This window comes from Enterobacter cloacae complex sp. GYL001, assembly GCF_049237125.1.
GTDB classification, from domain to species: domain Bacteria; phylum Pseudomonadota; class Gammaproteobacteria; order Enterobacterales; family Enterobacteriaceae; genus Enterobacter; species Enterobacter hormaechei_C.
In genome coordinates this window covers 69,783-95,219 of the sequence record NZ_JBMKGW010000006.1, presented here as the reverse complement: position 1 = coordinate 95,219, position 25,437 = coordinate 69,783, and the positions used below count along the sequence as shown (strand labels likewise).

Here is a 25,437-nt window from a genome sequence, read left to right as displayed (position 1 = left end):
CTTATGCTGCGCCGTCTTTTTTTACCTCGCGCCAGATGCGCCATGCCATACCCGCAAGCACCATCACCCCCGCAATCAGTACGCCCCAGACCATCAGCGTTTTCATTCTGCTTTCCTGCTCAGCCGCAGACGTCGCGGTTAAACGCGCCTCGCCACCCAGCGGGACAGGTTCCAGCGTATCCGCCATCGGCAGGGCTGCCAGATCGTAGGTTTTACGCAGTTCGGTCGGGATCAGCATATCCGTCTCCACGCTCGCCGGTTTCGCAGCCCCGTTCCCCCACGCGAGCAGGTACGGCCCCTTCCCCTGCGCGTTAAACACCAGATCGTAGCGCACGCGTTGCCCGGTCACGCCAGGCAGGTTCTCAGGCAAACGCGCATTGAGGGTCTTGATTTTTACCGCCTCGACCAGCCCGCCAGGGAGCGGAACAGGTTCAGACGTTTTGCCGCCGAGCTGGTAGATCACCTCTTTTTTCAGCGTATGCCACCGATCCTTATCCGCCTCCCGCCAGGCTATTTCTGCCGGGAGAACACCGTCGCCATTCAGCATGAAGCCGATCGCACTCAGAGGCTGCGGATGTTTCCAGCGCCACACGGCTTCGCTTTCGGATAACCGCTCCCCCTCTCCCGCCAGGCTAATGTGCTCAGATTCCGGCTGTTCAGTCGCGTTAATCGCGTTGACGCCGGTTAACGTCAGGGCAGAACGCCCCGTGTTCAGCACCAGCAGCAGATAACGATTCCCCTCAGGCGATAACACCAGATCGGTATCAATGCGGTCGAGCTTCAGGCGATCCTGTCCACTCATCACGTCCAGCAGGGGTATCTCTTCGCGCAGGGTATACCAGTTTTTCAGATCCTCGCTGTAATAGACCGATGCCGTCCCCTGCCACGAGCCCTGCGGCGTGTCCCAGAAAAGCTGGAGCTGAGAGAGCGGAACCTCCGTCGCGTTTTCCGGCAGGGTCAGCAGATAGTGCTGTCCGGCAGCCGCCGCGTGTTGCCCTTCCAGCACAATTTCCACGCCGTTTCTGGCCCGTAGCATAATTTTATCGCCGCTGTCCTCTTCTCCGCCCGGCGAGGCGTTAAGCGCAAAGAGGCGCAGCGCCGTGGTGGTCGGTGCCGGCTGCGGACGCGTCGTGGTAACCAGGCTGAACGGTACCGGCTCGCCCGACTGATTAAACACGCGCACGTCGCGCAGATCGGGCGATGTGCTCTGCTGATAAACCGCCAGCGGCAGCATGACCCGATACCACGGCGAAGAGGCAGAGGTATCAAGGGACAGGCCATAGGCATAATCCCGCGGGGATTCCGCTGGCGCGCCCTCGCTGAATGCCGGACCGGCCACGGCCAGCAGTGCCGTACAAACAACCGCGTTCATCCATTTCATTTTTCTTCTCCTGCTTTAGGCGGTAGCGGCGAGAAATAGCCCACAATCAGGACCAGGATCGCCACGCCAATAAACGCGACGGCGCGCGCCAGGCCGCCACCGCCCGCGCTGTCCACCAGCATCAGTTTGAGCATGACCACCCCCAGTAGCGCCGCACCGCCAAGCCACTGCTGACGGGAGGCGTGACGGGTGGCGCGGATCATGACCACCAGCGCGCACAACATCCAGAACAGGGCAAAGGTGGTCTGGATAAGCCGCGAATGCCACAACGACTCCATATTCCAGGCCACCTCGCCGTACCACGCCAGCGCGCGCAGCAATGCGCCGTTAAGCCACCAGAAACCCAGGGCCATCAGCACAACGGCGGGCCACGGACGGGACTGCGCAAGCGATGCCGGATAGTAGCGATCCACTTCCCGATAAAACACCACCAGCCCCAGCAGCGCGAACGCCGCCCCTTCCTCAAGCGGGTTCACCAGCGGCAGCCATGTCTGTTGATAGACCACACCGTCCTGCAAATTGGTCACGACCAGCAATACCACCAGCGCCACAACCACAGGGATCGCGGCAAGGCAGGCGTAGAGCGCAGGCCATACCCGGAACGGCCACCCGCGACGCCGCACGGCCGCGGAGAGCGCCATAATCACCCCACCGCCAACAGCCATCGCAATGCCGCTTCCCCAGGCCGCCATGCCCCACGGCAGGGAGCGGGCAAACCAGTAAAGCTCGGCGGCTATGGCGAGTAAAATCATCCACACCAGCGACAGATGCAGCCCCATTGAGATGCGCGGCAGAAGTTTATCTTCGTCGCGCCGCAGCAGCATCAGGGCGGCAGGCAGCGCAATAGCCCAGGCCAGATTTGCCCAGCCGGCCGCCAGGATTTGCTGTTGCCAGATCTGATACAGCACCATCAGCAGCATCACCGGCCACAGCAGCCATTTGCTGGCATCCAGCTCCCGCCACGCCAGACGAGCGGCAGCCTGCCGCCATCCCCAGGCCGACGCCGCCGTCAGCGCCAGCACGCCTTCCAGAACCGATAACTCCTGCTTCAGGAACAGCTGCGACGCGCCCAGCAGCGCCACTAACCAGAACAGCAGCCCACCGGCCAGCAATGCCCAACTGCCCGGCTGCGCGATTTTCTGCCACAGCCAGGCCGCAGCCAGCCAGCAAAGACTGAGCACTGCGAAAATAAGCAGCAGGCTCAACGAGGTGACGCCGTCCATTTGCGCCCATATCGCGCTGCCGAGCGCCAGCACCAGCAGCGCCGTCCCGCTATAGCTCATGCGCCGCTGCTGCTGTTGCACGCCCAGCCAGAGAATACCCAGCCCTTCCAGCGCCCAGGCCATCGCCGTCCAGCGCGCTGAAAGCGCCAGCGGAATGGCAAGCGTGGCAAACCCGCCGCCGATCGCCAGCGCCGCCATAATCAGTGGCCGCCCGACAGACGGATAGCGTCGCAGTGCGAGAAACGCCAGTGAGAGATAAAACGCACCATAGCCCAGCGCGCTGAGCGCCGGGCCGTACGTCCAGTGAGACGTCATGCCATACTGCATCCCAAAACCAATCAGCGGCGGAGCAAACAGCAGTGCGCCGTCAATAATCTGTTTGCCTTTTTCCTGCGCCCGCAGCGACAACGCCACGCTAAACACGCCAAAAATAAGCGTATTGGCAATCAGGAACAGCTGACAAATAACATAGTCTTCCGGCTGGTAGTCGCTCAGCCCCCACACCCCGCCAACGCCAAACGTAAAGAGCAACCCGAGCAGGTTGAGCTCGCGCCAGTGCTGCCAGATGCTGATGACGAGAATGCCGATGGATAACAGGAGATAGAAGGAGAACAGCGACACAAAGCTGCCGCCTCCGGTAGACAACAGCAGCGGCGCAAGGTATCCGCCGAGGCTCGCCAGCATGGCAAGGCTCAGTGCCTTTTGCAGCACGGCCAGCCCGACGCTCGCCGCGCAAATCACCACCAGCAGCGCAAACGCCAGCGTCATCGGCAGCATTTGCCACAGCCGGAATGCGCCAAAGACGGTCAGATAAAGCACGCCGGTCGCCCCGCCCTGGAGGATCAGCGCGTAGATCCGCTGCCTGTGCCGCAGCCGCCATCCAACGGCCAGCAGAACCATGGCAAACAGCGCCGTGGCGGCAAGACGCAGCTCAAGCGGAAACAGTGAATGTTCAACGGTATAGCGCAGCAGGAAAGAGAGGCCGAGGAAGAGCAGTACAATTCCCAGTTTTGCCAGCGGATTGCCCTGCATAAACCAGCGCGTCAGCGAGGACAGGATGCCGCCAAAGGCGGAAGGCCGTTTTGCCGCCGGTACAAGCGCTGGTTCTGCTTTAGTGACGGGCGGTTCGGGACGCCAGGGATCGACAGGTGCGGTAACGGCTTCTGCCACCGACGCTGGCGTCTCCACCGGCGCGGCGGTCTGCACCGGCTCCGGCGCTTTCTCAGTGACACCGCGCTGCTCAAGCGCCTCAATGCGCTGGCGAAGCCGGGCGATCTCCTGCCGCGCCGCCGTGCTTCGGTTAAAACCTATCACCGCGAGCACGGGTGCCACGACCAGCGCAAAAACCAGGAACAAACAGCCAAGGATGTAAAGCTCGTCCATGTTTCCACCTTCACCGTAAACGATCCGCTAAGATTGACACAAATCGTTGCATTTGCGCCATCTTAAAAGGTGAAAACCATTCTGCCTGCGCTTAGCTGCCGAACCAGACCGCAGCGGAGATCGCGGGCAGCGTGAGCACGCTCTCCTGGAACGTCGCTTTACCCTCTTTGCTCTTCCACGTTTTACCGGCCAGCAGCGGCGAATCTTCAAGCACCACTTCACACGCCTCGCCCCGGTTGATCGCCACCAGCACGCGCTGCTGGTTATAGACGCGGACAAACACCACCACGTTATCGTGGGCGTACATCACCTGACAGCCCCCGTAGCGCAGGGCCTGACTCTGCCTGCGCAGCGTCGCCATACGCTGGTACAGGCTGAGCAGATCCTGATCCTGTTTTTCACTCTCCCACGGGAAGGTTTTACGGCAGAACGGATCGTTATTCCCCTCCAGCCCCACTTCATCGCCATAGTAGATGCAGGGTACGCCCGGCCAGGTAAAGAGCCAGGTCACTGCCAGCGGCAGACGCGCCACATCTTTACCCAGCAATGATTTAAAGCGCGCGGTATCATGGCTGTCGAGCTGGTTAAACATCCGCAGCTGCTGCTGATGCGACAGGCCAGCGCGATAGTTTTCCATCCACGCCATGCAGGTTTCGGCGTCGATATGCTGCGGATCGTAAGAGATATCGGTGTTAGCGAGGAAACCCCACAGCGGGAAGGTGAAGCCGCGATAGTTCATCGCCGCGTCTTCTGCATCAGCCTGCAACCACTGACGCGCGTCGCCAAAGTGCTCCCCGAAGACGAATGCTTCCGACCGGACCGCTTTTGCCGACCGGGTAATGGCGGCGACATGCTGAAGGTTATTCCGCGCCCCGCCTGCTTCACCCAGCATATGCACCACGTCCAGCCGCCAGCCGTCCATGCTCCACGGCGCTTTCAGCCAGTGGCGCACGATGCTGTCGTCGCCGCCGTAGATCTCATTCACCAGCGATGGCGACTGGAAATCGAGCTTCGGCAGACTCGGATAGCCCAGCCAGTCCAGGGCGCGGCCATTCTCATCAAAACTGTACCAGTCACGCTGCGGTGAGTCCGGATTATGGCATGCGCCGCCCATCGATTGATTATGACGGTCAAACCATGCGTGAGAATCACCGCTGTGATTGAACACGCCATCAAGGATCAGGCGCATACCCTCTTTTTGCGTGTTGTGCCGCAGCCGCAGCAGCGCCTCGTTACCACCAAACTGCTCGTCAACGTGGCGGTAGTCCTGCGTATCGTATTTGTGCACGCTTGGCGCTTTAAACACCGGGTTCAGGTACAGCGCCGTGACGCCGAGCTTTTTAAGGTACGGCAGTTTTTCGCTGATACCGTCGAGATCGCCGCCGTAAAAGGTCGATCCCCCCGCCTGGGCGGTCAGCGGCTCGTCCCATTTTTTCAGAATGATGTCGTGACCGACCGCATGATGGTAATAAACCTTGTCCTGATCGGCGGTGCGCTTTTCGCTGCGCGCAAAGCGGTCCGGGAAAATCTGGTAAAAGACCTGATCGTTAACCCACTGCGGGCCGTTATCCGGGTGATCCACGGCAAACTGCTCCAGCCGGGCCGGAGGAAAACGGCTGAAGCCCTGCGGGGTAAACCACAGCTGCCGGTTATTCCACAGCAGCTTGAAGCCGTAGCGGCGACGCGGCTGCCCGCTGCGCAAATCGATATTTGCCCGCCACGCCGTGACGCCCGGCTGCGGCTGGCTGCGCACTTTGTGCATTTTCAGCGACGTTTCTTCGTTATCCACTTCGGCGCGCAGGGTCACACGTTCAGGCTGATTGTCCCCTGCCAGCCAGAGCGTAATCACAAGGTTGTCTTTGTTTTGCTTAACAAATGGGGCAACCGGAAGGTGCCAGGCGTTTAACATCACGAATCCCCTTTGATGAAATTGACGTCACCTTGCCACAGGGTGATTAAAGATAGCTCATCGTGTTCGGGATTATTGGGGGAGGAGAACGGAGGAGGAGATTTTTTCCAGGGCAAAAGGGAGTGTAGGCCGGGTAAGCGCAGCGCCACCCGGCATTTTTACCTTACTGTGCTTCCGCCAGCTGACGATCGCGGCGACATTTAAACATCCAGCCCACCAGCAGCAGGACGATCCACGCGAAGCCCACGTACAGGGAAATACGGGTATCCGGGTGATAACCAATCAGGCCAATGATGAAGACCAGGAAGATGAGACCGACAATGGTCGTTGGCACGCCGCCCGGCACTTTAAACTTCAGCGCTTTGGCCTCTTCTGGCGACAGGCGGCGACGGAACGCAATCTGCGACAGCAGGATCATGATCCATACCCACACCGTCGCAAAGGTCGCCAGTGACGCAATCACCAGGAAGACGTTCTCCGGCATGATGTAATTCAGGTAAACCGAGAACAGCAGCGCCACGGTCATGACCAGCACCGTTACCCACGGGGTGCCGCGACGCGACGTTTTGGCAAACACCTTCGGCGCACTGCCCTGCTCCGCCATGCCGTGCAGCATACGACCCACGCCGAACACGTCACTGTTGATGGCCGACAGCGAGGCGGTCAGTACCACAAAGTTGAGAATGCTGGCGGCAAACGCAATGCCCATATGCTGGAAAGTCAGGACAAATGGGCTGCCGTTGGTGCCCACCTGGTTCCACGGGTAGATGGACATAATCACAAACAACGTGCCCACGTAGAACACCAGGATACGCATCGGCACCGAGTTGATGGCGCGCGGAATGGACTTCTCCGGATCTTTCGCTTCCCCGGCGGTGATGCCGATAATCTCAATACCGCCATAGGCGAACATGACCATCTGGAGCGACATGACCATCCCGAGCCAGCCGTTGCTGAAGAAGCCGCCGTTGCTCCACAGGTTATGGATGCCGGTTGGCTGCCCACCGTTGCCGATACCCCAGATGATGATGCCGAAACCGGCGAGGATCATGATGATAATGGTCGCGACCTTGAAGAAGGAGAACCAGAACTCCAGCTCGCCAAACACCTTCACGCTCATCAGGTTGACGGCGCAGATGATCAGCACCACGCTCAGTACCCAGATCCAGTGCGGCACGGCGGGGAACCAGACCCCCATATAGATGCCAAACGCCGTCACATCGGCAATGGCGACAATCAGGATTTCAAAGCAGTAGGTCCAGCCGGTGATAAACCCGGCCAGCGGGCCTAAGTTTTCTTGTGCGTAGCGGGAGAAGGAACTGGCAGAGGGGTTGTGAACCGACATCTCCCCCAGCGCACGCATGATGATATAGGCCGCCACGCCGCCGATGATGTAGGCCAGCAGAACGCTTGGACCGGCCATTTTGATGGCATCTGCCGAGCCATAAAAAAGACCGGTGCCGATAGCCGAGCCCAGCGCCATAAAGCGGATGTGGCGGGTGCTCAATCCACGTTTAAGTTTGTTAGTGCTTTCCATTAAAATCTTGCCATTCAACACGAAAAAAACAAAAAACCACGGGGCCTTAAGCCCCGTGGTTAAACAATTTGTTGCCGTTGATTAATGGGCGTTGGATGTCACCTGACGCCCTGCCGCACGGTCCCAGATAATCGCCAGAACCAGCGCTACAACGGAAGGCATCAGCCAGGCCAGGCCCTGCTCGGACAGCGGCAGACGCTGTGTCCAGGCTGGCAGGATTTCTGCAAATGCTGATGCTTTGATCCCGTCAAGGATACCAAAAATCAGGCTGATAAACATGGCCGGCGCAATAATTCGCGTCGAGTTATGCCACCACGGGCGGGTGAAGCTCAGCACCACCAGCACGATACATGGCGGATAGATCGCCGTCAGCACCGGAATTGACACCTGAATCAGGTGGCTCAGACCGAGGTTTGACACCGCCATGGAGAAGATGCCGAGGATAAACACCAGCGTGCGGTAAGAGAGCGGCAGATACTGAGCGAAGAACTCCGCGCAGGCGCAGGTCAGACCCACCGCCGTCACCAGACAGGCCAGGAAAATCAGCGCCGCCAGCAGCATGCTGCCTGCACCACCAAAGGTGTGCTGCACGTAAGCATGCAGGATCGCCGCGCCGTTTGCGCTCTGATCGACCAGCGTTGCGCTATCTGAACCCAGACGGAACAGCGCCAGATACAGCAGCGTCAGGCCGACACCGGCCATCAGGCCAGCCCAGATGGTGTAGCGAGTCAGCAGACGCGCTTCGGTCACCCCGCGGGAACGCGCGGCGTTAACGATAACGATACCAAACACCATCGCACCGAGCGTATCCATCGTCAGATAGCCGTTCACGAAACCGTTTGAGAACGCCGCGTTCTGATAAGCGTCCATCGCGGAGCTGATGGGCCCCGCAGGCCAGACGATAGCCGCAACCGCCAGCACGATCAGCGCCACAATTTTCAGCGGTGCCAGGAAGTTACCCACGGTATCCAGCAGTTTGCCCGGATAGAGAGAAACCAGAATCACGATGGCGAAGTAAATGAGGCTGTAAATAAACAGCGGCATCGCGCCGTCACCGGTCAGCGGAGCGATACCCACTTCAAAGGAGACGGTCGCCGTACGAGGGGTCGCGAACAGCGGGCCAACGGCCAGATAGCAGACGGTTGCCAGCAGAACGCCAGCCACTTTGCCAATCGGGGTGCTGAGGCTGTCCACACCGCCACCGACTTTCGCCAGCGCGATAACGGTCAGTACCGGCAGGCCCACGGCAGTAAGCAGGAAGCCAAACGCAGCCGTCCAGACGTGTTCACCCGCCTGTAAGCCAACCATTGGAGGAAAAATGATGTTACCTGCGCCAACGAACAGCGCAAATGTCATAAAGCCCAGCGCGATAATGTCACGCGATTTCAAGTGATGGGTCATAAAACCTTACTGCCTGTGGATGTGGTGTTGAATACGTTGAGATTTTCGCCATCCCTGACGGGACGATACAGCGGAAAATTTGCTCAATTTCAGCGGGATATGCTCCCGTCCTGGCGTGGCGAAGAATAGTTTTTCGATTTACCACGCAAATACAGTCGGTCTGACAGTATATGGGGGGCAATTTAAACGCTTATAACGTTTAAAGGCAAGGAGGGATCGTAAAACCAGAACAATATGCCAGCATGAAAATACAGACCAACATAATATGCCATGTATTAGAAAAACTCATGGCTAATCATGCGAACAAAAAAGCACCAACCGTATAATATTCATCCGCGTTTCGCTTGACTGCAAAGCAAACGGGCCAGCATTCGCTGACCCGTGGAAAGGTAGCCTGACACATCTGCCGTCAGGCGCTTTTTTTGGCAATTAATCGTTCCGGAATCACGAAACTGAAGCGCGTGCCCTTCCCGAGGGTGCTTTCGATATTGAGCCGGCTTTCGTGGTGGCTGACGGCATGCTTCACAATTGCCAGCCCCAGCCCGCTCCCGCCGGTCTGCCGCGAGCGCGCCTTATCCACCCGGTAGAACCGCTCAGTGAGACGCGGGAGGTGTTCAGGCCCAATCCCCGGCCCGTTGTCCTCGACGCTAAACTCAGCGCCCGCCGGGGTATGCTGCCAGCGCACCGCGATATGCGTCCCTTTCGGGGTATGATTCACGGCGTTATAGACCAGGTTTGAGATAGCGCTTCGCAGCTCATCTTCACTGCCGAGCACTTTCAGCGTGTTATCAACGTCAAAACTCAGGGTGTGCTGATTATGACTCAGCGTTTGGGCTTCGCGCTCCACCACCCGCAACATCATCGGCACATCAATGATGTCGTTTAGCGCCAGCGACGGGGCAGCCTCAATCTTTGAAAGCGTCAGCAGCTGTTTGACCAGCCCTTCCATGCGGAACGTCTGCTCCCGCATGGTATGCAATGCTTTCTCACGCGGCGGCCCCTCAAGCGTTTGCTCCTGCATCATCTCCAGGTAGCCCTGAAGCACCGTCAACGGCGTACGCAGCTCGTGGCTGACGTTGGCAAAGAAGTTACGTCTCGCGCCCTCAAGCTGGTGCATCTGGGTAACGTCCCGCGCCACCATCAGCCACTGCCGATCGCTGTAGGGCATCACGCGGATTTCCAGATGGCGACCGTTATTGAGCTTCAGATTGTGCGGGCGCGAAAAATCCCGCTTTTTCAGATACAGCGTGAACTCGGGATAACGCAGAAGGTTCAGGATGTTCTGACCATTATCATCCGGCCAGCGCAGGCCCAGCAGCTGTTGCGCGAGGCCATTACACCAGAAGATTGTCCCTTCTTCTGTCGTCAGGATCACCGCGTCCGGCAGCGACTCCGCACCGCTGCGAAAGCGTTTGATCAGGCTTCCCAGCTCACGACGGCGTTTTTTGTTACGCATCTGCATCTGGTGCAGGCCGTAGAGTAGCGGTTCCCAGCTCCCGCTTCCCGGCGGGGGGGTCATACTTCTGTCGACCCACAGCCACCAGGAGAGACGCAGTAAATTCCAGAAATGCCAGACGAGCAATCCCGTCACGGCCACCAGTAAAAACCACGGCAGATAGCCAAAGATAGCCCCCAGAATGAGGGCAGGAATACAGCATAAGATCAGTTCAAAGACGAGCCTTTTCCATGACAGACGTTCCAGCACGCGTCACACTCCTGTCATTGTTCAGAAACGGGTCGAGAAGCGATAACCCGTGCCGCGGACCGTCTGTACCATGCGATCGTGGCCGCTCAGTTCCAGTGCTTTACGCAGGCGGCGAATATGGACGTCAACCGTTCGGTCTTCGACATAGACGTTAGTTCCCCAGACGTTATTCAGCAACTGTTCGCGGCTGTAAACGCGCTCCGGGTGGGTCATAAAGAAGTGCAGGAGTTTAAATTCGGTCGGTCCCATATCGAGGGGATTTTCACCGGTCATGACCCGGTGTGAGGTAGGATCTAGGCTCAGCCCCTGCATCTCAATCACCTCTTCCACCGCCATCGGTGAAATACGGCGCATCACGGCTTTGATACGCGCCACCAGCTCTTTCGGGGAGAACGGTTTAGTGATGTAATCGTCCGCGCCGGTTTCCAGACCGCGCACGCGATCCTCTTCCTCGCCGCGCGCCGTCAGCATTACCACCGGGATATCGCGGGTCATCGCCTCGCGTTTGATATGCTTGATAAACTGCAATCCGGAACCGCCAGGCAGCATCCAGTCCAGCAGGATCAGATCGGGCCAGGGTTCATTCAGCTGGTTCACCGCGCTGTCATAATCTTCCGCTTCAACCGGCTGGAAGCCATTTTGTTCAAGCACGAAGCACACCATTTCACGGATCGGAGCTTCATCTTCTACGACCAGAATACGTCTCGCCATACTTTGCCCTGTCTTATCGTATTTAAGTTACAAGTCTGTAATGCGGCGTCATTATGCGTCAGATTTATGACAGATTTATGAAAAACATTACCACTATAAATGGCAAACTGTTGTTTTATTACAGCGGTTATTTTCCATTCCCCGAACGTTTATAATCCTGCTTTCTTATTATGGCCACGGATCTTTTATGCGCATACTTCACACCTCAGACTGGCACCTGGGTCAAAATTTTTACAGCAAAAGCCGCGCCGCGGAACATGAAGCGTTCCTGAACTGGCTGCTGGAGACGGCTCAGGCTCACGAGGTGGACGCGATTATTGTGGCGGGCGACATTTTTGATACCGGATCGCCGCCGAGCTATGCGCGTGAGCTGTACAACCGTTTTGTGGTCAACCTCCAGCAAACCGGTTGTCACCTGGTGATTGTCGCCGGAAACCATGACTCGGTGGCGACGCTGAATGAATCCCGCGATATTCTGGCGTTCCTCAATACCACCGTGGTGGCCAGCGCCGGACACGCGCCGCAGATCCTGAAAAAGCGCGACGGCACGCCGGGCGCAGTGCTGTGCCCAATTCCGTTTTTACGCCCGCGCGATATCGTGCAAAGCCAGGCAGGTCTGTCCGGCAGCGAAAAACAGCAGCATCTGTTGCAGGCCATCATCCGCTATTATCACCAGCAACATACGGAAGCCTGCGCCCTGCGCGGCGATCAAGCCATTCCGATCATTGCCACCGGACACCTCACCACCGTCGGAGCCAGTAAGAGTGATGCGGTGCGCGAGATCTATATCGGTACGCTGGACGCGTTTCCGGCGCAAAACTTCCCCCCCGCCGACTACATTGCCCTCGGGCATATTCACCGGGCGCAGATCATCGGCGGCTGCGAGCATATCCGCTACTGCGGCTCGCCCATTTCGCTCAGTTTTGACGAAACGGGCAAAGCCAAATCCGTGCATCTGGTGAGCTTCACCGGAGGCAAACTCAGCGCCGTTGAGACGCTTGAGGTGCCGGTCACCCAGCCGCTGGCGGTGCTGAAAGGCGATCTGGCCGCCATTACCGCTCAGCTTGAGCAGTGGCGCGGCGCAGCGCTTAATCCCCCCGTCTGGCTCGATATCGAAATCACCACCGACGACTACCTGTACGATATGCAGCGTAAAATACAGACGCTGACGGAAGACCTTCCCGTGGAGGTGCTGCTGGTACGCCGCAGCCGCGAGCAGCGCGAGAAAATACTGCTCAACGCCCAGCGTGAAACGCTTAGCGAACTTCGGGTTGAAGAGGTGTTCGCGCGGCGGCTTGCGCATGAAGAGGTGGACGAGGCCAGACGCACCAGGCTTAACGAGCTGTTTGCCCAGACCCTGCATTCCCTCCATGACGAGGACGAAAACGCATGAAAATTCTGAGCCTGCGTCTGAAAAATCTGAATTCGCTAAAGGGTGAGTGGAAAATTGATTTCACCGCGGAGCCGTTCGCCAGCAACGGGCTGTTTGCCATCACCGGCGCAACCGGCGCGGGTAAAACCACGCTGCTGGATGCCATCTGCCTGGCGCTTTACCACGAAACGCCGCGTCTTAATAAGGTCTCTCAGGCGCAAAACGACCTGATGACGCGCGATACCGCCGAATGCCTGGCGGAAGTAGAATTTGAGGTCAAAGGTGTTGCTTATCGCGCTTTCTGGAGCCAGAACCGCGCCCGCAACCAGCCGGACGGGAACTTACAGGCACCGCGCGTTGAGCTGGCCCGCTGCGAAGACGGCAAAATTCTGGCCGACAAAGTCACGGATAAGCTGGAACAAACCGCCGCGCTTACCGGGCTGGACTATGGTCGCTTTACCCGCTCGATGTTGCTCTCTCAGGGGCAGTTTGCCGCCTTCCTGAATGCTAAACCGAGCGATCGCGCAGAGCTGTTGGAAGAACTGACCGGCACGGAAATTTACGGCCAGATTTCCGCCATGGTTTTTGAAAAACACAAAGCGGCACGTAACGCGCTGGAGATGTGCGAAGCGCAGGCCGCAGGGGTTGTGCTGCTGAGCGAGGAACAGCAGCAGCACTTGCAGCAAAGTTTGCAGGCACTTACTGACGAAGAAAAAGTCCTGCTGGCACAGCAGCAAAGCCAACAGAAAGATTTTCAGTGGCTTACGCGTAACGACGAACTGATACGTGAGCAGCAGCGTGCAGCCGCTTCGCAGCAGCAGGCGCAACAGGCTCTGACGGACGCCGCGCCCCAACTGGCGAAGCTCAAGCTGGCGCAGCCCGCCGCCCAGCTACGTCCGCTATGGGAGTATCAGCAGGAGCAGACCACCCGCCTGGCGCAGACAACAGAGCGAATTGTTGAAGTAAATACTCGCTTACTCGACAGAGCGGTGCAGCGCTCGCGTATTCGCAACGGTGCGCTGCGCAACCGTGAACAGTTGCAGACAGAGCACAAGGTACTGACGCAGTGGCTGACCGAACACGATCGTTTCCGTCAGTGGGGGCAGGAAATTGCCGGCTGGCGGGCGCATTTTACGCAACTGGGTCGCGATAAAAATCAGCTTGTTGCCCAGTCAGCGCGCATGGCTGAGCTTCGTCAGAAGCTGGCTGAGATGCCTGAAAGTAGGTTGACGCTGACGGCTGAGGATCTCGCGACGGCAATGGAGCAACAGGCACAGTCGCGGGCGCTCCGCCAGCGTCTGACAGCGCTTCACGCTCGCTATCAGCCGCTGCAAAAACGACTGCGCCAGAATGCGGAAAGCGTGCAGAAAGCGCAGGCTGAGCAGGCTAAGTTCAATGAAACGCTGATCCTGCGGCGTCAGCAGTTCAAAGAGAAAAATCAGCACTATGCCGACCTGAAAGCGCTCTGTGAGCGTGAGGCGACAATCAAGGATCTTGAGAACTATCGTGCACAGCTCGAAGCGGGTAAGCCTTGCCCGCTCTGCGGTTCACGCGAACACCCGGCAGTTGTGCAGTATCAGGCGCTTGAACTGACTGACAATCAGCGCCGCCGCGACGCGCTGGAGAAAGAGGTTGCCGCGCTAAAAGAGGAAGGATTGCTGGTGCTCGGGCAGGTGAATGCGCTGACCCAACAGATCCAGCGCGAGACAGAGGAAGCACAGGCTCTCTCTGAGGAAGAGCAAGCACTTACTAAGGAGTGGCTGGAGGTCTGCGCCTCCCTGAACATAGCGCTGAATATTCAGGATGATATAGCCCCCTGGATGAGCGAACAGGAACAGTATGAACGCCAGCTGTATCAGCTCAGCCAGCGTCTGACGCTGCAAAACCAGCTCAATGAACAGGAAGGTCAGGCGCGCCAGTACCAGCAGCAGCTGACGGCGACGCGTCAGGCGCTGGCGGCCTCGTTACAATCGCTGTCGCTTAGCGTGCCCGATGAAGGGGCTGAAAGCGCCTGGCTGAGCGCGCGCGAAAGCGAATATACCCTGTGGCAGGAAAAACAGGCCCAGCACGGTACGATTCAGGAAGGTATTAACGCCCTGATGCCCATTCTGGAAACGCTGCCGGTTACCAATGATGCAGAAGCCGACGCGGTTATCCCTGAGAACTGGCGCGGCATCCACGACGAATGCGTGTCGCTGCAAAGTCAGCTCACCACCCTACAGCAACAGGAGACGCTTGAGCGTGAACGGCTCCAGCAATCACAGGCTCAGTTCAACGCCGCGCTGACCGCGAGCTGCTTTGCCGATCGGGAAGCATTTCTCTCCGCCCTGCTGGATGAAACGTCGATCCACCAGCTTGAACAACAAAAGCAGACGCTGGAAAACCAGCTCCAGCAGGCCACGGCGCTTTCGATGCAGGCAAGCCAGCAGCTTCAGGCGCATCAGGCACAGCGCCCCGAGGGGCTGGAAACCGATGCCGCAACGCTTCAGGCGCAGTTACACCAGCTGGCGCAACAGCTTCGGGACAACACCACGCATCAGGGGGAGATCCGCCAGCAGCTCAAACAGGACGCCGATAACCGTCTGCACCAGCAGGCGCTTATGCAGCAGATTGAGGAGGCGGCGCGTCAGGCCGACGACTGGGGCTATCTCAACGCGCTGATAGGCTCCAGCACCGGCGATAAATTCCGTAAATTCGCCCAGGGGCTGACGCTGGATAATCTGGTGTGGCTTGCCAACCAGCAGCTCAACCGTCTGCATGGCCGCTATCTGCTTCAGCGTAAAGCCAGCGACGCGCTGGAGCTGGAAGTGGTCGATACCTGGCAGGCCGATGCGGTACGCGATACGCGTACCCTTTCCGGCGGGGAGAGTTTCCTGGTCAGTCTGGCGCTGGCTTTAGCGCTTTCCGATCTGGTCAGTCACAAAACGCGCATTGACTCGCTGTTCCTGGATGAAGGATTCGGCACGCTCGACAGCGAAACGCTGGACACCGCGCTGGACGCGCTCGACGCGCTGAACGCCACCGGGAAAACTATCGGCGTGATCAGCCACGTAGAGGCAATGAAAGAGCGCATTCCGGTGCAGATCAAAGTGAAGAAGATCAACGGGCTGGGATATAGCAGGCTGGACAGGGAGTTTGCGGTGCAGTAAATGGGGGGATGATGCGCTCTGGTGCCCTCACCCTGGCCCTCTCCCTGTGGGCTGAGAGTTCCCCACAAAATAATGCCTGCACAGACTGCCCCCTCTCCCTTGAGGGAGAGGGCTGGGGTGAGGGGGAACATACGGCTCTGGTGGTCATTCCGTTCACGTTATGTTCCTTGCTACTCTGTCACGACATGAGCGGTGAACGTGCCAGGGTGGCTCAGTCGCCACCACCCTGGCGACCCGGGCTTCCGGCGGAAAATCGCCGCTTCGCGGTGCCTTCGGCTTATTCCTTCCGGCTTATCGGGGACGGGCGGAGGTAACATCCCTGTAAAGCCCGCCCTCTCGGCGCATCCCTGCGCCTCGCCCCGGCCTACAGGAAACGCCTCAGCGATTTACAGCCGGACCGAGGCATCGCTGAAAGCCCTCAGTTATTCTGAGGCAACGTTATAGCTTTTGCTTTCAAATTACTGGGGTAGCCTCTCCCCACGGGGAGAGGCTACAAACATCAAAAACGGTTTGCGTTTATTCCGGCCAGAGCCACGCCGCGCCGCGCACTCCGCTGGAATCTCCGTGGACGGCTTTGCGGATCGGCGTTTCGCACTCGCCGCCAAATACCCACTGTTTCACCAGCGTTGGCACCGTGGCGTACAGCCGGTCGACGTTGCTCATGCCGCCGCCCAGTACAATCACGTCGGGATCAAGAATATTGATCACATGCGCCAGTGACTTAGCCAGCCGCATTTCGTAGCGGCTGAGCGCCAGTTCAGCCACCGGATCCTGCTCCTCAACCAGACGCATAATCTCGTTACCTTTCAGCGGCTGACCGCTCAGACGATGATAATCGGTGGCAAACCCCGTGCCGGAAATAAAGGTCTCAATACAGCCCTGCTTGCCACAGTAGCACGGTACTTCGGCGCGGTATTTGAGTTCATCTTCATCCATCCACGGCAACGGATTGTGCCCCCACTCGCCCGCGGTGCCGTTGCCGCCAATATGCGAGCGCCCACCGAGGGCCACGCCCGCCCCGCAGCCGGTGCCGATAATGACCGCAAATACGGTCTGCGCGCCAGCCGCTGCGCCATCCACGGCCTCAGAGACCGCCAGGCAGTTGGCGTCATTCGCCAGACGCACCTCCCGGTTCAGGCGCTGGCTTAAGTCTTTATCAAACGGCTGACCGTTGAGCCAGGTGGAGTTGGCATTTTTCACCACGCCGGTATACGGCGAAATGGAGCCGGGGATCCCCATCCCGACCGTGCCCGTCTCGCCCGTTGCCTGCTCTGCCATATCGACCAGGCGGGCAATCGTCTCTATGGTCTGGTGATAATCATCGCGCGGCGTAGGCAGACGGTGGCGAAACAGTTGCTCCCCCTGCTCGCTCAGCGCAATAACTTCTGTTTTGGTGCCGCCCAAATCAATCCCAATACGCACAAGACACTCCTCATTATTTTGATTATCAACAGAGTAGAAGCCCGCTTCCCGATTAGCAATGCAAGCGATGCGACAATTCGTTATCATGCCCGCTGATTTAACGACAAGGCCGTGGAAATTATCATGCTGTGGTTCAAAAATTTGATGGTTTACCGTCTCAGCCGCGACGTTTCGCTGCGTGCAGAAGAGATGGAAAAACAGTTAGCCGCTTACTCCTTTACCCCTTGCGGTAGCCAGGATATGGCAAAAACCGGCTGGGTTCCGCCAATGGGTTCTCAAAGCGATGCGCTGACCCACGCCAGCAGCACGGGGCAAATCATCGTTTGCGCCCGTAAAGAAGAGAAGATCCTGCCGACGCCCGTGGTTAAGCAGGCGCTCGAAGCGAAGATCTTCAAGCTGGAAGCTGAACAGGGCCGTAAGCTTAAAAAAACCGAAAAAGATTCGCTGAAGGATGAAGTGCTGCACTCGCTGCTGCCGCGCGCTTTTAGCCGCTTTAGCCAGACCATGATGTGGATCGACACCGTTAACGGGCTGATCATGGTGGACTGCGCCAACGCCAAAAAAGCGGAAGATACGCTGGCGCTGCTGCGTAAGAGCCTTGGCTCATTACCGGTGGTACCGCTGGCGCTGGAAACGCCGATTGAGCTGACCCTGACCGAGTGGGTGCGCAGCGGGACTGCCGCGCAGGGCTTCCAGATCCTCGATGAAGCAGAGCTGAAAGCGCTGCTGGAAGATGGCGGCGTGATCCGCGCGAAGAAACAGGATCTGGTGAGCGACGAAATCGCCGTGCACATTGAAGCGGGCAAAGTGGTGACCAAACTGGCACTCGACTGGCAGCAGCGCATTCAGTTTGTGATGTGTGATGACGGCTCCGTGAAGCGCCTTAAGTTCTGCGATGAACTGCGCGATCAGAACGAAGATATCGACCGCGAAGATTATGCTCAGCGCTTTGACGCAGACTTTATCCTGATGACCGGCGAGCTGGCGGCGCTGATTCAGAACCTGGTGGAAGGTCTCGGCGGCGAAGCGCAGCGCTGACAGGCAAAACGCAGGCCGGGTAAGCGAATGCGCCACCCGGCATGCTTTTATTTCAGATAGCGGCACAGATAAGAGGTTGGCTCTGCAACCTGTAAATGGAACTCGCTGTGGCCCGGCACGTTGAAGACCTGCCCGGCACTATAGACTTTCCACTCCGTTTCACCCGGCAGCAGGACGTTCAGCGCGCCGCTGACCACCGTCATCTCTTCCGCTTCTGCGGTGCCAAAGGTGTATTCCCCTTCCGCCATGACGCCGACACTGGCGCGGCCAGTGCTGCTGCTGGTAAAACCAATGGATTTCACTTTACCGGAAAAGTATTCGTTACTTTGAAGCATGAACTGGCCCTTATATTTATAGAGAAAAATCCACTATAGGGGCCATGCTCATGACCTGTCACGCAAAATCATTACACCAGTAATTCTGACGCCAGGCGCGCCATCAGGACGTTAGAGAGCAGCACCGGAACATCCAGCGCCTTTTGCAGTAAATCACGATGCCGCTGATGGAAGCCCAGGCAGTCGAGCATCAGGACATCCGCCCCTCTGTCGATCAACTCCTGCCCGGCCGCAATCAGCTTCGCTTCGCTGTCCCAGAACGGGTTTGCCAGCGCGTACAGCGGGGTGTGCTCCAGCGCGGCCCACTTCACCGTCTGGTTATCCAGCAGTTCCTCAACGGGAACGATGACCCCAACCTGATGACCATCAACAATTGAGGCCACCAGCGGGGGGATAATCCGCATCGGTTCGAGCAGAATGGCATTACGCGCGCTGAGCCCTTTAACGGGTGCCGTGCTCATCAGCAAAATAACGTCATAGTCCTGATTGTCGAGCACTTCGATCACGCCCTGTAGCGCGCGTTCGATTTTCTGGCGCGACACATGCGCCAGTTTACCGTCACTGAGTAACGTTGCCAGGGGAGCTTCCCCCTCTCCGACCGCGTAGTCTTCCATGACCTCTTCCCGACTCAGCTTCCCTAACAGACTGAGATGCGTAATTTGTTGTTCAGAGACATGCTCGGTTAAGAGCGGTAATACTTCGCTTACAGGCACCACACCAATCGTGAGGATCGCCAACGTCGCCTTCATTTTGATCGCCTTCCGTTACTACCACAACTGCCACACAGGTACAGGCTCACTACGCTGCACTGTTCATTTTTTCAACAAAACAGCACCAAGGGTAGCAGGGGATCTCTACACCGTAATGTAAAGATCGACTGGCCTTTCCGAATCCACCTGTAATAACTAAATATTAACTGCTGCTTAACATCAGCGATATGTTAAAAGTGTGATTCAGGCACGGTTGTAACGAATTCGGATTCCTGTCAGGACTTCTCAGGATCCTCATAGCGCCGTTTCGCATCCAGCGCTTCCTGTTCGGTTTCATGTTCGCTGATCAGCGAATCAGGTTTAGGGTGATCGGCACGCAGCTGGTACCAGGTTACGGTCTGATCGCCGTTACCTTTTTCAACGGTAACGATGCGGGCTTCACGTGGATAGGGAGGTCTGGTTGGCATAGCTCATCCTTTTTTTATGTCTGAGCTATGAGTATAGACGGCTGTTAGCTGGCGCAAGCCAAACGCAGGGCGGTAATAATCTGAATCGCAACTTTCTCGGGTGACGCTGACGCATCCACAACGTGGTGTGCCGCCTCGCGGTACAGTGCATCGCGTTCGGCGAGGACGTCGCTGACCTCTTCACTCAGCGGTTTCGCGGTCAGCGCCGGGCGCTGTCCCTCTTCCGGAAACGCCTCCAGCCGCCCCACCAGCGTAGAGACCGGGGCACAGAGGTAGATCACGACACCCTTTTCGCGCATAAACTGGCGGTTATACGGTGCCAGAATAATGCCCCCACCGGTCGCGATCACGGTTGACGGCGCGGTCACCGCTTCCAGCGTGGCCGTTTCACGCGCACGAAAGCTCTCCCAACCCTCATCCTCAACGATATCGGCAATGGTCTTACCGGCATTCTCCTGGAGCCAATGGTCAGTATCGACAAACTGACTCTGGCACAGACGCGCCAGCTCCAGACCAACGGTGGTTTTCCCACAGCCGCGAGGGCCAACTAAAAAGATGGGTGGGTTCATAACCAGGTGTTCCCCTTGCTGCCGGATATCTGAAGGCTGTAAAGAAATGATTGCAGTAGATGTTGCGCTAACTTTACTGCAAAGCGGTACGGAATGACAAGCCTGTGGAAGCCACACTGTACCACAAAACCGCCCGGAGGTGGGCTACGCCGGGCGGCGCTTCACTTCCAGCAGCCATTTATCCAGCTCGGCGGCAAACTGCTGGCGATCGCGCTGCGACAGGCTGTCCGGCCCACCGGTTTGCACGCCGCTGGAACGAAGCGTATCCATAAAATCACGCATGGTGAGCTTCTCGCGGATCGTTGCCGGCGAATAGCGTTCTCCGCGCGGGTTCAGCGCCGCCGCCCCTTTCGCCAGTACATCGGCAGCCAGCGGGATATCCGCGGTGATCACCAGATCTCCTGCGTCACACAGGCGTACTATCTCGTTATCCGCCACGTCAAACCCGGCCGGAACGCGCAGAGAACGGATGTATCTGGAGGGCGGCACGCGGATATTCTGGTTTGCCACCAGCGTCAGCGGCATCTGCACGCGCTCGGCAGCACGAAATAAAATCTCTTTGATGACATTCGGACACGCGTCCGCATCAACCCAAATCGCCATAGTCTCTCCCCATTATGATTCTGGTGACTATTGTCGCCTGCATTTCGTTGTTAAGCTATCAATGAGAGATAACAACGCATAATAACGGAGAGACGTGATGGATAAGAAAATCGGGTTTATCGGCTGCGGAAATATGGGCAAAGCTATCCTCGGCGGACTGATTGCCAGCGGGCAGGTGTTGCCGGGGCAGATTTGGGTCTATACCCCATCCCCGGATAAAGTCGCGGCGCTGCGTGATGAGTATGGTGTCAACGCTGCCGAAAGCGCACAGGACGTGGCTCAGGTGGCGGATATTGTCTTTGGCGCCGTTAAGCCGAATATCATGATTAAAGTCCTGAGCGAGATCACCTCCAGCCTTAACAAAGAGACCCTGGTGGTATCGATTGCCGCAGGCGTGACCCTCGATCAGCTCGCCCGCGCGCTGGGCCACGACCGTAAGATTGTTCGCGCCATGCCAAACACCCCGTCGCTGGTGAATGCCGGTATGACATCCGTTACCCCGAACGCGCTGGTCACATCTGAAGACGTGGCGGATGTACTGAATATTTTCCGCTGCTTCGGCGAAGCGGAAGTGATTGCCGAACCGATGATCCACCCGGTAGTCGGCGTGAGCGGCTCTGCCCCGGCGTATGTCTTTATGTTTATCGAAGCCATGGCCGATGCCGCCGTACTGGGTGGAATGCCGCGCGCGCAGGCCTACAAATTTGCAGCGCAGGCGGTGATGGGTTCGGCCAAAATGGTGCTGGAAACAGGTAAACATCCGGGCGAACTGAAAGATATGGTGTGCTCACCGGGGGGCACAACCATTGAAGCCGTGCGCGTGCTGGAAGATCGCGGGTTCCGCTCCGCCGTGATCGAGGCGATGGAAAAATGCATGGAAAAATCAGAGAAGCTCAGTAAGTCCTGATGCGCTACGCCGGGCGTCAGGCGGCCACTTCGGTGCGGCCCCGTCCGGCATTTTTGGCTTTATAGAGGGCCACGTCCGCCGCCTTTAGCCATTCACGATAGTGGGTGAACTGCGCCCCCCAGGGGGCAACCCCAACGCTGATACACAACCTCGCCATAGGTGCTCCGTGCAGCGGCATGTTGACCAGCCGTTCGTGGACGCGCGACATCGCAGCAATCGCGCTGTCGGCAGGCGTGCCGGACATGATCACCGCGAACTCATCCCCGCCAAAACGGCCAATATAATCGCCTGAGCGTAGGGTCAGCTGAAGCTGGCGCGTGATGGCGACAATCGCTTCATCTCCCACGTCATGCCCCCAGGTGTCGTTGATCGTCTTGAAGTGATCGATATCGATGAGCAGTATCGTCGCCTGTCGATGGCTTCGACGGCAGGCCTCAAATTCGTTACGTAGCAGCGTTTCCCAGTGACGGCGATTGAATACGCCGGTCATTCCGTCGCGGGTACTCATCAGCTCAAGCCGACGCTTATGCTCTGCCAGACGGATCGCCGTGCGGTGGCTGAGCCAGGCAAACAGTATGGGATAGACCACCAGCACGGGGAGCGTCAGCCACAACGCCAGCGGTTCAGAGGTCAATACCACAGGAGTACCCGTGGATTGCACGGTCAACAGGGCAGACAGGGCAAGTAGCGCGAGTCCTGTCAGAAATAACCGGCATCCCCCCGATCCCATCATATTCATGCCGATCATCACGATCAGCGTCGCCGTTGGTAGCGCATTGAACCCTGTTAGCCCCATCCAGACACCGGCAATAATGGCATCGATTTTCAGATTAACAATTTCACTGATGTGGGGTTCAGCCGAACGAAAAGCCAGCTGCCAGGCCAGATGGGGCCAGACAAAGACCCAGCCCACCAGCAATAACCACCAGACGCCGGAAAGAAACTGGCTCACCAGGACGCTGGCAAGCGGAACAAATAGCGCCGCCAGACCAACGATGCGTGCCAGCCGTATTCGCCGGGCAAATCGCAGACCGGAACGGTATGAATCATCCTGAGAAAGCTGCTGGTGCCACGCTTCCCGAATGTTCTCGTGATTGTCATAAAACTCATCATTCATCATTTTTGGGAATATTCTGAAACATTTTCCCAAATTATAGAGAGGGGGATAGCGGGGAAAGTATGAAATTTTGGGTGAGCCACAGCCGTGACTCACCCGTTAGCACTACGCCTGTTTTTTCAGGCACGCGCTCATAAACTTGCTGCGATCGTCGCCTTTCAGCATCTGCTGTGTCGCCTGGGCGTTGCACTCACGCATTTTTTGCTGCTGTGGGGTCAGGCTTTTTACACCGGGTTTAGCCGCACCATTTTTAAGGCAGTCGCTCATGTACGTTTTACGGGCATCCCCTTTCAGGCTTTGCGATGTCGCCTGTTGGTTACAGGTCGTCATGCGCTGCTGCTGGGGCGTTAACGTTTTCTCTTCCGCGTGTGCTGAGGCGATCAGACACAGGCCAGAGAGCAGGGTAACCAGTATTGTTGTTTTCATTGCACCATCCTTTATATGAAGTTCCACGTTAAGTCTGGCTCGTTACGGGAAAAAAACCACCCTGCGACTCTGATTTTCGCCGGGCTCTGCGGTTATTTCAGCCCTGTATCGGCACAATATTCATTAACCGGTTTCGCCGGGGGGAGGCGGTAATTAATAACAGAAATTATGCGGTGAAAGGTGTGCTCTGTCTCAATTTAATTTTCCCTGCATAAATGTGTAAAAATAAAAACAGAGCGACGCCAGGCATCCTGCATGACAATTCTGTGACACGTCATTTCACCTCAGACAGGTTAGCTGCGAGGATGCCTTAAAAGCTTCTTTACGTATTGCTGAAGCAGCTCCGCATCTTCCGCAGGCACCTGGGAATCAGGACGCGCTTTTTCCAGCGCGCCTTCAACGTTGTCGATCAACGCCTCCTGCTCCGGTTTTGCCATCTGTCGCAGCAGCGCCGTCACAACGATTTCCAGCGCCTCGACCTGGGCAACCAGCTCTTTCGACTCTTCTTCCTTTTGGGCAAGCTTAACCAACAACTCAGCAATGAGATTTTTCATGGTGCTATTTCCTTATGTGATTTCCCCTGAAATTAACACCCTCTCTGAATAATGAAAAGCATGGATTGGCTTTATCTTATGCAAAAGTGACATCGCTGCCAAAAAAGATATTTCAGCGCGAAAGCGAAACGTTTTTCTGAAAGAAAGGCGCCGCATTTCGTTATATAAAAATGCGGCGTTCATAAGAATAAATAATATATTATCGTGTTTACCGGGCCGACTTTGCCTCGGCGATTCGCCTGCGGCGTCGCAAGGCAAAGGCCAGTTGAATAATATTCAGCAGGACCACCACCGCCGTCGCGGCAAATACCCAGCGGAAACCCGCCATTGCCGAGACCGAGGCGCCGATAAGCGGGCCCGCTACGTTGCCTAAATACATGAACGACTGGTTGTAGCCAAAAATGCGGCCGGTTACCTGGTCACTGGAATATTTCACCAGCAGCGTCTGAACAGCGGGCAGCATGGCGCCATCCGCGAAGCCAAGCAGGAAGCGCAGGATGCCGAGCTGAAGAGGTGTGGTGACGAATGACATGGCAAAGAAAAGGATCACCGCAATGATGAGCGTTGCCATCAGAATACGTGCCGTACCGATCCTGTCGCCCAGTTTCCCCAGACGCGGAGCAGACATCAGCGCCGACACGCCCGGCACCGCGGCAATCATCCCGCTCAGAAAAGCAATGTTGCTGCTGTCCGGCGCCATCGACTTGATAAACAGCGCCAGAATCGGCCCTACCGAACCGTTACAGAGCTGGATCACCATCGTCGTCACAAAGAGGCTAATCATCAGGCCAGGATAAGGCAGCGAGGCGAAAACCGCTTTTCCGCTCAGGCGTTCGGATTTACTGACAACAGGCCGCCCGCCCTCTTTAATCAGAAAAAGGGTGACCAGAAAGCTGATCGTTAGCAGGATCGCGGTAATGATAAAGACCGCACGCAGCCCGACATGGTCCGCCAGGAAGCCGCCGAGCAGCGGGCCGCCAATGACCCCGCTGATCTGGGCCGTGGAAAGCGTGCTGAGCGCCCAGCCGCTTCGCTCACGCGGTACCTGTGAGGCCACCAGCGCCATGGCATTCGGAATGTAACCGGAGGTCAGCCCCATTATCGCCCGCAGAATAAACAGCTGCCAGACGTTGGTGGCGAAGGCCTGGAGCAAAATGGCTATCGCCATCCCCAGCGAGGCGCGGAGCAGCATCAACTTGCGCCCCTTGCGATCCGCCAGGCTGCCCCACATCGGCGACACAATGGCGGAGACCAGAAACGTCACGCTGAACGTCAGGCCGGACCACATCGAGAGCGCTTCATGGGAAGTCACTCCCAGCTGCGACACATACAGCGGCAGGAAGGGCAATATCTGGCTGATAGCCAGTCCGGTGAAGAAGCAGCCGAACCAGACTGAAATGAGATTAACTTTCCAGGATTCCATAACAGAAATAGTCTTCATTTTTAGGCGAATTCGCCGACAGATTAGCAAGTTACGCGCAATGACATAGCGCCAGAGATGCGGCCTTGCAGACTTTG

Annotated in this window: 21 protein-coding genes; 4 read left to right on the top strand and 17 right to left on the bottom strand. The window is 57.5% G+C overall.

Translation table 11 applies throughout. The features are described from left to right. Position 1: 1 nt before the first annotated feature. From ACOTWU_RS13045 to phoB, 7 genes are all read right to left on the bottom strand, one after another. Positions 2 to 1,381, bottom strand: a complete 1,380-nt coding sequence (locus ACOTWU_RS13045; protein ID WP_126499184.1) for a DUF3999 domain-containing protein — start codon at positions 1,379 to 1,381, stop codon at positions 2 to 4. Then, positions 1,378 to 3,987, bottom strand: a complete 2,610-nt coding sequence (locus tag ACOTWU_RS13040; RefSeq protein ID WP_126499185.1) for a DUF2339 domain-containing protein — start codon at positions 3,985 to 3,987, stop codon at positions 1,378 to 1,380. Before ACOTWU_RS13040 ends, ACOTWU_RS13045 begins: the two co-directional genes overlap by 4 nt. 91 nt (positions 3,988 to 4,078) lie before the next feature. Next, positions 4,079 to 5,896 (bottom strand): maltodextrin glucosidase, encoded by a 1,818-nt coding sequence (malZ, locus tag ACOTWU_RS13035; RefSeq protein ID WP_126499186.1) that lies wholly within the window; start codon positions 5,894 to 5,896, stop codon positions 4,079 to 4,081. Between the two features lie 163 nt (positions 5,897 to 6,059). Next, entirely contained in the window at positions 6,060 to 7,433 is a 1,374-nt protein-coding gene (proY, locus tag ACOTWU_RS13030; RefSeq protein WP_017383160.1) for a proline-specific permease ProY, read from the bottom strand. Between the two features lie 81 nt (positions 7,434 to 7,514). After that, positions 7,515 to 8,834 (bottom strand): branched-chain amino acid transporter carrier protein BrnQ, encoded by a 1,320-nt coding sequence (gene brnQ / locus ACOTWU_RS13025; RefSeq protein WP_003859118.1) that lies wholly within the window; start codon positions 8,832 to 8,834, stop codon positions 7,515 to 7,517. 409 nt (positions 8,835 to 9,243) lie between these two features. Continuing rightward, a complete protein-coding gene (phoR, locus tag ACOTWU_RS13020; protein ID WP_023303180.1) occupies positions 9,244 to 10,539 on the bottom strand; it encodes a phosphate regulon sensor histidine kinase PhoR in 1,296 nt (431 codons plus the stop codon). A 21-nt stretch (positions 10,540 to 10,560) separates the two neighbouring features. Next, positions 10,561 to 11,250 (bottom strand): phosphate response regulator transcription factor PhoB, encoded by a 690-nt coding sequence (gene phoB, locus ACOTWU_RS13015; protein ID WP_003859122.1) that lies wholly within the window; start codon positions 11,248 to 11,250, stop codon positions 10,561 to 10,563. Between the two features lie 187 nt (positions 11,251 to 11,437). Here phoB and sbcD point away from each other — a divergent pair, with 187 nt between their 5' ends. Continuing rightward, positions 11,438 to 12,643 carry an exonuclease subunit SbcD gene (gene sbcD, locus ACOTWU_RS13010; RefSeq protein ID WP_040117260.1) on the top strand — a complete coding sequence of 402 codons (1,206 nt, stop codon included), beginning with the start codon at positions 11,438 to 11,440 and terminating at the stop codon, positions 12,641 to 12,643. Further along, complete coding sequence (gene sbcC, locus ACOTWU_RS13005) at positions 12,640 to 15,771, top strand: exonuclease subunit SbcC (protein ID WP_040117259.1); 3,132 nt, start codon at positions 12,640 to 12,642, stop codon at positions 15,769 to 15,771. Before sbcD ends, sbcC begins: the two co-directional genes overlap by 4 nt. Positions 15,772 to 16,287: 516 nt before the next feature. Here sbcC and mak read toward each other — a convergent pair. Then, entirely contained in the window at positions 16,288 to 17,193 is a 906-nt protein-coding gene (gene mak / locus ACOTWU_RS13000; protein ID WP_017383156.1) for a fructokinase, read from the bottom strand. A 123-nt stretch (positions 17,194 to 17,316) separates the two neighbouring features. Between mak and rdgC the strand changes: the two genes are divergently transcribed. Then, positions 17,317 to 18,231 (top strand): recombination-associated protein RdgC, encoded by a 915-nt coding sequence (gene rdgC, locus ACOTWU_RS12995; RefSeq protein ID WP_126499266.1) that lies wholly within the window; start codon positions 17,317 to 17,319, stop codon positions 18,229 to 18,231. 47 nt (positions 18,232 to 18,278) lie between these two features. Here the strand turns inward: rdgC and ppnP are convergent, their stop codons facing one another. The 5 genes from ppnP to ACOTWU_RS12970 form a co-directional block, all read right to left on the bottom strand. Beyond that, positions 18,279 to 18,566 carry a pyrimidine/purine nucleoside phosphorylase gene (gene ppnP, locus ACOTWU_RS12990; protein WP_003859131.1) on the bottom strand — a complete coding sequence of 96 codons (288 nt, stop codon included), beginning with the start codon at positions 18,564 to 18,566 and terminating at the stop codon, positions 18,279 to 18,281. A 71-nt stretch (positions 18,567 to 18,637) separates the two neighbouring features. Then, the gene (locus ACOTWU_RS12985) at positions 18,638 to 19,315 is read right to left on the bottom strand and encodes an AroM family protein (protein WP_040117257.1); all 678 of its coding nucleotides are present in this window, start codon (positions 19,313 to 19,315) and stop codon (positions 18,638 to 18,640) included. Positions 19,316 to 19,551: 236 nt separating this feature from the next. Beyond that, positions 19,552 to 19,743, bottom strand: a complete 192-nt coding sequence (yaiA, locus tag ACOTWU_RS12980) for a protein YaiA (RefSeq protein WP_003859135.1) — start codon at positions 19,741 to 19,743, stop codon at positions 19,552 to 19,554. 44 nt (positions 19,744 to 19,787) lie between these two features. After that, the gene (gene aroL / locus ACOTWU_RS12975) at positions 19,788 to 20,312 is read right to left on the bottom strand and encodes a shikimate kinase AroL (RefSeq protein WP_017383154.1); all 525 of its coding nucleotides are present in this window, start codon (positions 20,310 to 20,312) and stop codon (positions 19,788 to 19,790) included. 144 nt (positions 20,313 to 20,456) lie between these two features. Further along, a complete protein-coding gene (locus ACOTWU_RS12970) occupies positions 20,457 to 20,915 on the bottom strand; it encodes a YaiI/YqxD family protein (protein ID WP_003859141.1) in 459 nt (152 codons plus the stop codon). A gap of 97 nt (positions 20,916 to 21,012) precedes the next feature. Here ACOTWU_RS12970 and proC point away from each other — a divergent pair, with 97 nt between their 5' ends. Next, complete coding sequence (gene proC, locus ACOTWU_RS12965; protein WP_015571314.1) at positions 21,013 to 21,822, top strand: pyrroline-5-carboxylate reductase; 810 nt, start codon at positions 21,013 to 21,015, stop codon at positions 21,820 to 21,822. Positions 21,823 to 21,838: 16 nt separating this feature from the next. Here proC and adrA read toward each other — a convergent pair whose 3' ends face one another. The 4 genes from adrA to ACOTWU_RS12945 form a co-directional block, all read right to left on the bottom strand. Further along, positions 21,839 to 22,942, bottom strand: a complete 1,104-nt coding sequence (gene adrA, locus ACOTWU_RS12960; RefSeq protein ID WP_126499267.1) for a diguanylate cyclase AdrA — start codon at positions 22,940 to 22,942, stop codon at positions 21,839 to 21,841. A 102-nt stretch (positions 22,943 to 23,044) separates the two neighbouring features. After that, entirely contained in the window at positions 23,045 to 23,365 is a 321-nt protein-coding gene (psiF, locus tag ACOTWU_RS12955; RefSeq protein ID WP_032102863.1) for a phosphate starvation-inducible protein PsiF, read from the bottom strand. 293 nt (positions 23,366 to 23,658) lie between these two features. Then, positions 23,659 to 23,919 carry an anti-adapter protein IraP gene (gene iraP, locus ACOTWU_RS12950; RefSeq protein ID WP_003859148.1) on the bottom strand — a complete coding sequence of 87 codons (261 nt, stop codon included), beginning with the start codon at positions 23,917 to 23,919 and terminating at the stop codon, positions 23,659 to 23,661. 208 nt (positions 23,920 to 24,127) lie between these two features. Then, positions 24,128 to 25,342, bottom strand: coding sequence for a multidrug efflux MFS transporter (locus ACOTWU_RS12945; protein ID WP_015571317.1), 1,215 nt, complete (start codon positions 25,340 to 25,342; stop codon positions 24,128 to 24,130). Between the last annotated feature and the right edge of the window lie 95 nt (positions 25,343 to 25,437).

Coding starts and splice junctions, on each gene's coding strand:
- ACOTWU_RS13040 (WP_126499185.1), bottom strand. CDS start 3,987: ATGGACGAGCTTTACATCCTTGGCTGTTTGTTCCTGGTTTTTGCGCTG.
- ACOTWU_RS12970 (WP_003859141.1), bottom strand. CDS start 20,915: ATGGCGATTTGGGTTGATGCGGACGCGTGTCCGAATGTCATCAAAGAG.
- psiF (WP_032102863.1), bottom strand. CDS start 23,365: ATGAAAACAACAATACTGGTTACCCTGCTCTCTGGCCTGTGTCTGATC.
- yaiA (WP_003859135.1), bottom strand. CDS start 19,743: ATGCCAACCAGACCTCCCTATCCACGTGAAGCCCGCATCGTTACCGTT.
- rdgC (WP_126499266.1), top strand. CDS start 17,317: ATGCTGTGGTTCAAAAATTTGATGGTTTACCGTCTCAGCCGCGACGTT.
- brnQ (WP_003859118.1), bottom strand. CDS start 8,834: ATGACCCATCACTTGAAATCGCGTGACATTATCGCGCTGGGCTTTATG.
- malZ (WP_126499186.1), bottom strand. CDS start 5,896: ATGTTAAACGCCTGGCACCTTCCGGTTGCCCCATTTGTTAAGCAAAAC.
- adrA (WP_126499267.1), bottom strand. CDS start 22,942: ATGATGAATGATGAGTTTTATGACAATCACGAGAACATTCGGGAAGCG.
- aroL (WP_017383154.1), bottom strand. CDS start 20,312: ATGAACCCACCCATCTTTTTAGTTGGCCCTCGCGGCTGTGGGAAAACC.
- iraP (WP_003859148.1), bottom strand. CDS start 23,919: ATGAAAAATCTCATTGCTGAGTTGTTGGTTAAGCTTGCCCAAAAGGAA.
- ACOTWU_RS13045 (WP_126499184.1), bottom strand. CDS start 1,381: ATGAAATGGATGAACGCGGTTGTTTGTACGGCACTGCTGGCCGTGGCC.
- ACOTWU_RS12945 (WP_015571317.1), bottom strand. CDS start 25,342: ATGGAATCCTGGAAAGTTAATCTCATTTCAGTCTGGTTCGGCTGCTTC.
- proC (WP_015571314.1), top strand. CDS start 21,013: ATGGATAAGAAAATCGGGTTTATCGGCTGCGGAAATATGGGCAAAGCT.
- proY (WP_017383160.1), bottom strand. CDS start 7,433: ATGGAAAGCACTAACAAACTTAAACGTGGATTGAGCACCCGCCACATC.
- ACOTWU_RS12985 (WP_040117257.1), bottom strand. CDS start 19,315: ATGAAGGCGACGTTGGCGATCCTCACGATTGGTGTGGTGCCTGTAAGC.
- ppnP (WP_003859131.1), bottom strand. CDS start 18,566: ATGCTTCAAAGTAACGAATACTTTTCCGGTAAAGTGAAATCCATTGGT.
- phoB (WP_003859122.1), bottom strand. CDS start 11,250: ATGGCGAGACGTATTCTGGTCGTAGAAGATGAAGCTCCGATCCGTGAA.
- sbcC (WP_040117259.1), top strand. CDS start 12,640: ATGAAAATTCTGAGCCTGCGTCTGAAAAATCTGAATTCGCTAAAGGGT.
- sbcD (WP_040117260.1), top strand. CDS start 11,438: ATGCGCATACTTCACACCTCAGACTGGCACCTGGGTCAAAATTTTTAC.